This is a genomic window from Mycobacterium sp. TH-M106 (assembly GCF_057473765.1).
In genome coordinates this window covers 1-5,642 of record NZ_JBYCLE010000530.1, presented here as the reverse complement: position 1 = coordinate 5,642, position 5,642 = coordinate 1, and the positions used below count along the sequence as shown (strand labels likewise).

The window sequence follows — 5,642 nt, the reverse complement described above, 5'->3', positions numbered from 1 at the left end:
ATTGTCGAGCATGTTCAGCACTGCCCGCGACAGACCGGCCGCATCCCCGTAGACCTGCCAGGGAATCACTTCAACGTCGAACTCGATGTCGTTGCGGCGCCTCCTGACTCGTTCCAAACTACGATCGATGACTTCGGACATGTCCACCTGCTCGTATGCCACCTCACGCCGATCATCGCGGGTGAGGTCCACCAAATCACCTACCAGAGTGGACAGTTCCTCGATCTGGGCGATCACGTCGACACGCAGGTCGGCCACTTCGTGCTCTGGCAGCGGTGGTGCGCCCGGTGCCGCAGAGGCCATCAGCAGCTCCACATTGGTGCGCAGCGATGTCAGCGGGGTTTTCAGCTCGTGACCGGCATCGGCAACCAGCCGGGCCTGGCGTTCCCGTGACTCGGCGAGCGCTCGGAGCATCGCATTGAATGCCTCTGTGAGCCGGGCTAATTCGTCGCTGCCGTACACCGGTATTGGCCGCAGATCATCGGTGCGCGCCACCCGCTCGGCTGCCTCGGTCAGCCGGCCCACCGGCCGCAAGCCGGCACTGGTAACCATTCCGCCGGCCACCGCGGCGACCGCAAGACCCACCCCGCCGACGACCAACAGGACCCAGCGTAGTTTCACCGTCACCGCCTGGGTGGGCGCCAGGCTCTTGGCGATCAGCAGCGTGCTGCCGTTGGGCAGGTGAACAGCCAGCACCCGTTGGCCGGCCGCCGTGCGCCGGGACAGGAACAGCTCGCCACGGATGACGGCTTTCTCCTGCGCCCCGACCGGCAGCCGCTGGCCGGGCTGATTCGCGGTGTAAATCGCCCGGCCGGGGTTCACCAGCATGGCGTTGACGTCGGAGTACGCGGTTCCCTCGATCGCCTTGCCCGGGTCGGCGGCAAGCGAACCGCTGGCGATCAGCATCTCCGCCCGGCTCTGCAACTGGTTGTCGATGTCCTTGTACAGCGCCGCCGAGATCACCGCATACACGGCGACCGACATCGGGACGACCACCAGCCCCACCATGGACATCGCCAGCAGCATCACCCGCCACCGCAACGACAACGATCTGCTGGCCCGCAGCGGCGCACCCCGGCGCCGGCGGAGCAGCGACATCAGGGCGGCGTCTCGCGCAGCACATAACCCACACCACGCACGGTGTAGATCAGCCGCGATTCCCCTTCGGCTTCAGTCTTGCGACGCAAGTACCCGATGTAGACCTCCAGCGCGTTACCCGAGGTGGGGAAGTCGAAACCCCATACCTCCTCGAGGATACGGCTGCGGGTGAGCACCCGGCGCGGGTTGGAGATCAACATCTCCAGCAGCGCGAATTCGGTACGAGTCAGACTTATCTGGCGCTCCCCGCGGGTCACCTCGCGGGTCACCGGGTCCAGGGTCAGATCTTCGAACGACATCGGCGTCGATTCGCTGAGGTCTTCGGCCGTCGTGCGGCGGAGCAGCGCCCGCACCCGCGCCAGCAATTCTTCGAGGGCGAACGGCTTGGGCAGGTAGTCATCAGCGCCGGCGTCCAGCCCGGCCACCCGCTCGGACACCGAGTCGCGGGCGGTCAATACCAGGATCGGCAGATCGTCGCCGGTGCTGCGCAGCTGGCGGCAGACTTCCAGACCGTCCAGCCGCGGCATCATGACGTCTAAGACCATCGCGTCCGGTCGGTGGCTGGTGATGGCCTCGAGGGCCTGGACACCATCGGTGGCCAGTGCGACCGAGTAGCCGTTGAAGCTCAGTGACCTGCGCAGCGACTCGCGCACCGCGCGATCGTCGTCAACGACCAGTATCTGCAGGGCCATGGCTGTCTTCCAATCGTTTGGGAGCGACCTGGGAGGTGGTCGCTCTCTCAGTGCCGGTCGAGGTCGATCAAGCCCAGGCGGGCGGCCTTGAGCAGCCGCCGGGGCACCTTGTGCTGTCGGCCGGCGACCGTGACGTTGACCAGGCCGGGACGTTCGGCTTTCCATTGTGCCCGACGGTGGCGGGTGTTCGCACGCGACATCCTGCGCTTCGGCACGGCCATCGTCGGGCTCTCCTCGGGCGGGGTGGTAGGTACGGTCGGTACAACCGCTGCGGTCGCCTGGACGCCAACCGTCGGCTTCTGAAAGGATAGCCGGTGACCAGCGTCTCGTCCAAAATAGCAAACTTTACGGCGGATGGACGATCGACACACCTTGGCGCGCCGCCTCGACAACCGCTAACCTACCGGTTGGTTGAGTGATGGGGTTTTGGATGGCACCTGTGGTTCGGATCGGGAATTGCTCCGGCTTCTACGGCGACCGGTTCTCGGCGATGCACGAGATGCTCACCGGCGGTGAACTCGACTTTCTCACCGGCGACTACCTGGCCGAACTGACCATGTTAATCCTGGGGCGCGACCGGATGAAGCACCCGGAACGCGGCTATGCCAAGACCTTCCTGGCGCAGCTCGAGGAGTGTTTGGGGCTAGCGCACGACAAGGGTGTGCGCATCGTCGCCAACGCCGGCGGGCTCAACCCGGCCGGTCTGGCCGACGCGGTCCGGGCCTTGGCTCAGCGGTTAGGCATCCCGGCGCGAGTAGCGCACGTCGAGGGCGACGACTTGTTGTCTCGCGCCGGTGAACTGGGGCTGGGCAGTTCGCTGACCGCCAATGCCTATCTGGGCGCCTGGGGAATCGTCGACTGTCTGGGCGCCGGGGCCGACGTCGTGGTGACCGGCCGGGTCACCGATGCGTCGGTGGTGGTCGGCCCGGCGGCCGCGCACTTCGGCTGGGAACGCACCGACTATGACCGACTGGCAGGCGCGGTGGTCGCCGGGCACGTCATCGAGTGTGGCGTCCAGGCCACCGGCGGCAACTACGCATTCTTCGCCGAGATCCCAGCGATCCCGGGCCTTTTGCACGCCGGCTTCCCGCTGGCCGAGATTCACGCCGACGGCTCGTCGGTGATCACCAAACACCCCGGCACCGGCGGCCTGGTCAGCGTCGACACCGTCACCGCGCAACTGCTCTACGAGGTCACCGGTGCCCGCTATGCCAACCCCGACGTCACCGCCCGAATGGACAGCGTCAAGCTGTCCTCTGACGGCACCCACCGGGTGCGGATCAGCGGTGTGGCCGGCGAACCGCCGCCGCCCACCCTCAAGGTGTCACTGAACAGCATCGGCGGTTTCCGCAACTCCATGACCTTCGTGCTGACCGGCCTGGACGTCGACGCCAAAGCCGAGTTAGTGCGCTGCCAGCTGGAGCAGTCGTTGACCGTCAAACCCGCCGAGCTGCAGTGGACCCTGGCCCGCACCGACCGTCCCGACGCCGACACCGAAGAGGCCGCCAGTGCACTGCTGCACTGCGTGGTCCGCGACCCCGAATCAGACAATGTGGGCCGGAAGTTCTCTTCGGCCGCCGTCGAATTGGCGCTGGCGAGTTATCCCGGTTTCAGTGTTACCGCCCCGCCCGGCGACGGCCAAGTCTATGGGGTGTTCACTCCCGGTTATGTCGACGCCACCGAGGTGCCGCACGTCGCGGTGCACGCCGATGGCACCCGCGTCGACATCCCCGCCGCTACCGACACCCGGGCACTGGCTCCCGCCGCCGAACCATCAGTACCCGAGCCACCGCCACCCGGCCCGACCCGACGGGTGCCGCTGGGGCGCATCGCCGGTGCTCGCAGCGGGGACAAGGGCGGATCGGCCAACGTCGGCGTCTGGGTGCGCACCGACGAGCAGTGGCGCTGGCTGGCCAACACGCTGACCGTGGAGCTGGTCAAGAGGCTACTGCCGGAGGTCGCCGACCTGCCGGTCGCCCGCTACCTGCTACCCAACCTGCGAGCGGTGAACTTCGTCGTCGACGGCATCCTCGGCGAAGGTGTGGCCTACCAGGCGCGCTTCGATCCGCAGGCCAAAGGGCTGGGCGAATGGTTGCGCAGCCGCCACGTCGACATTCCGGAAGGCTTACTGTGACCATCCGGAGCATCTGGACCACGCCGGAGCGCGACGAGTTGCGCAAGACGGTCCGCGCGTTCGTCCAGCGGGAGATCCTGCCGCATATCGACGAGTGGGAACGGGCTGGGGAGCTGCCTCGCGAACTGCACCGGCACGCCGGGGAGGCCGGGCTGCTGGGTGCCGGGTTCGCACAATCGGCTGGCGGTGGCGGCGGCGACGGGGCCGACGCGGTAGTCATCTGCGAGGAGCTGCACGAGGCAGGCGCGCCCGGCGGCGTGTTCGCGTCACTGTTCACCTGCGGGATCGCGGTACCGCACATGATCGCCTCGGGGGATGCCCGGTTGATCGAGGAGTTCGTGCGCCCGACACTGGCCGGCGAGAAGATCGGTGCGCTCGCGATCACCGAGCCCGCCGGCGGCTCTGATGTAGGCCACCTGCGCACCACAGCGCGCCGGGACGGCGATCACTACGTCGTCAACGGCGCCAAGACCTACATCACCTCGGGGGTGCGCGCCGACTACGTCGTCACCGCGGTGCGTACCGGCGGCCCGGGTGCAGGCGGGGTGTCGCTGCTGGTGGTGGAACGGTCTACTCCTGGTTTTCACGTCACCCGCAGGCTGGACAAGATGGGCTGGCGTTCCTCGGACACCGCCGAGCTGTCCTATACCGACGCCCGGGTGCCCGTCGAAAATCTGGTCGGTGGCGAGAACACCGGATTCGCCCAGATCGCGGCCGCGTTCGTCGCCGAACGGGTAGGTCTGGCCGCCCAGGCGTATTCCAGCGCGCAGCGTTGCCTGGACCTGAGCGTGCAGTGGTGCAGGGACCGGGAGACGTTCGGCCGGCCCCTGATCTCCCGGCAGGCTGTGCAGAACACCCTGGCCGAGATGGCGCGCCGCATCGACGTCGCCCGCGTCTACACCCGCAACGTGGTGGAACGTCAGCTCGCCGGTGACACGACCCTGATCGCGCCGGTGTGCTTCGCTAAGAACACCGCGGTCGAGGCCGGCGAATGGGTGGCCAGCCAGGCCGTGCAATTGTTCGGCGCCATGGGCTATATGGCCGAATCGGAGGTGGAACGCCAGTATCGTGATATGCGGATCCTCGGCATCGGCGGCGGAACCACCGAAATCCTGACCTCGCTGGCCGCGAAAACGCTGGGATACCAGTCATGATGACACCGTCGCTCCCCCGCAAGCGGGTGGGGGCAGCTCTCGCTCGCGGGGGCAAAACCTCACCGCATAACTGCGCTGTGCATCGTCGGCGGCGGTCATGACCACCCTGCAGTCCACCCTGGATCCCGCGTCCTCGGCCTACACCGAGGCCGCGTCGGCGCTGACGGCCAAACTCGGCGAGCTCGATGCCGAACTGGCCAAAGCCCTGGCGGGCGGCGGTGACAAATACGTCGAGCGCCACTACGCCCGCGGCAAGCTCACCGCCCGGGAACGCATCGAATTGCTGCTCGACCCGGACTCCCCGTTTCTGGAGCTGTGCCCGCTGGCGGCGTGGGGCAGCGAGTTCCAGGTCGGGGCCAGCGTGGTCGTCGGGATCGGTGTGGTCGCGCAAGTGGAATGCCTGCTCGTCGCCAACGATCCCACCGTCAAAGGCGGCACCAGCAACCCATGGACGCTGCGCAAGGTCCTGCGGGCCAACCAGATCGCACTGCAGAACCGGCTGCCGGTGATCTCGCTGGTGGAGTCCGGCGGCGCGGACCTGCCCACCCAGAAGGAGATCTTCAT

The 5,642-nt window shown here is 67.3% G+C and carries 6 protein-coding genes; 3 read left to right on the top strand and 3 right to left on the bottom strand.

Going from position 1 to position 5,642, the window contains the following annotated elements:
- The 3 genes from AC2VOP_RS18430 to rpmF all read right to left on the bottom strand — a co-directional run.
- Positions 1-1,098: sensor histidine kinase (locus AC2VOP_RS18430; RefSeq protein WP_486962302.1), on the bottom strand; the 1,098-nt coding region annotated here is incomplete at its 3' end.
- Positions 1,098-1,784 (bottom strand): response regulator transcription factor, encoded by a 687-nt coding sequence (locus AC2VOP_RS18425; protein ID WP_486962304.1) that lies wholly within the window; start codon positions 1,782-1,784, stop codon positions 1,098-1,100. The genes AC2VOP_RS18430 and AC2VOP_RS18425, both read right to left, overlap by 1 nt.
- Positions 1,785-1,837: 53 nt before the next feature.
- Positions 1,838-2,011, bottom strand: a complete 174-nt coding sequence (gene rpmF, locus AC2VOP_RS18420; RefSeq protein WP_486962301.1) for a 50S ribosomal protein L32 — start codon at positions 2,009-2,011, stop codon at positions 1,838-1,840.
- 209 nt (positions 2,012-2,220) lie between these two features.
- Between rpmF and AC2VOP_RS18415 the strand changes: the two genes are divergently transcribed.
- The 3 genes from AC2VOP_RS18415 to AC2VOP_RS18405 all read left to right on the top strand — a co-directional run.
- Positions 2,221-3,924, top strand: a complete 1,704-nt coding sequence (locus AC2VOP_RS18415; protein ID WP_486962300.1) for an acyclic terpene utilization AtuA family protein — start codon at positions 2,221-2,223, stop codon at positions 3,922-3,924.
- 2 nt (positions 3,925-3,926) lie between these two features.
- A complete protein-coding gene (locus AC2VOP_RS18410; RefSeq protein WP_486962303.1) occupies positions 3,927-5,078 on the top strand; it encodes an acyl-CoA dehydrogenase family protein in 1,152 nt (383 codons plus the stop codon).
- 97 nt (positions 5,079-5,175) lie between these two features.
- Positions 5,176-5,642: carboxyl transferase domain-containing protein (locus tag AC2VOP_RS18405; RefSeq protein WP_486962299.1), on the top strand; the 467-nt coding region annotated here is incomplete at its 3' end.

Excerpts from the sequence above, each read along its gene's own strand:
- rpmF (WP_486962301.1), bottom strand. The coding sequence starts at position 2,011 with ATGGCCGTGCCGAAGCGCAGGATGTCGCGTGCGAACACCCGCCACCGT.
- AC2VOP_RS18415 (WP_486962300.1), top strand. The coding sequence starts at position 2,221 with ATGGCACCTGTGGTTCGGATCGGGAATTGCTCCGGCTTCTACGGCGAC.